Origin of the sequence: Streptomyces torulosus, assembly GCF_001419765.1 — a bacterium.
Lineage (GTDB): Bacteria > Actinomycetota > Actinomycetes > Streptomycetales > Streptomycetaceae > Streptomyces > Streptomyces torulosus.
This window is the reverse complement of record NZ_LIRK01000913.1, coordinates 1-552: the sequence shown is the minus strand read 5'-3', so window position 1 is coordinate 552 and position 552 is coordinate 1. Positions and strand designations below refer to the sequence as shown.

1 protein-coding gene is annotated in these 552 nt (G+C 70.3%); it reads right to left on the bottom strand.

All coding sequences use genetic code 11. The annotated features are described in order from the left end of the window. Positions 1–552 (bottom strand): M1 family aminopeptidase (locus AOK23_RS51195; protein WP_240496833.1); only part of this gene is annotated, 552 nt, incomplete at both ends.

Genomic DNA, 552 nt, shown 5'->3' with positions numbered 1-552 from the left:
TCGGGGAGTCCGCTGAGGTGGCCGGTGACGGTGGTGAAGGAGTCGGGGTCGAAGCGGACCTTGGCGTAGGTGAGGTCGCCGTCGTTGAGGAGGAGCAGGGCCGGGCGTTTGCCGATGGGCTGGTCGCCGGTCTGCGGGATGTCGAGGGCGAGGCTCTCGCGGAGGGTGAGGTGGCCCTGGTCGTCGCCGGGGTCCTGGTCGTAGACGCCGACGGTGATGTGGTGGGGGCGGGTGCCGGCGTGGTCGACGGTGAGGGTGTAGGTGCTGTCGGTGCCGCGGGTGACCTTGGGGGTGAGGGTGTCGACGCCGGTGGTGCGCAGCCAGGCGTCGGCCCAGGCGTGGACGTCGCGTTCGGTGGCGCCGGCGAGGTTGTCGATGAAGTCGGCGAGGGTGGCGTTGCCGAAGCGGTGGCGGGTGAAGTGGGCGTTGATGCCGGCGAGGAAGTCCTTCTCGCCGAGCCAGGCGACGAGCTGACGCAGGGCGGAGGCGCCCTTGGCGTAGGAGATGCCGTCGAAGTTGAGGAGGGCGGCGGCCTGTCTCTTAGACACGTCT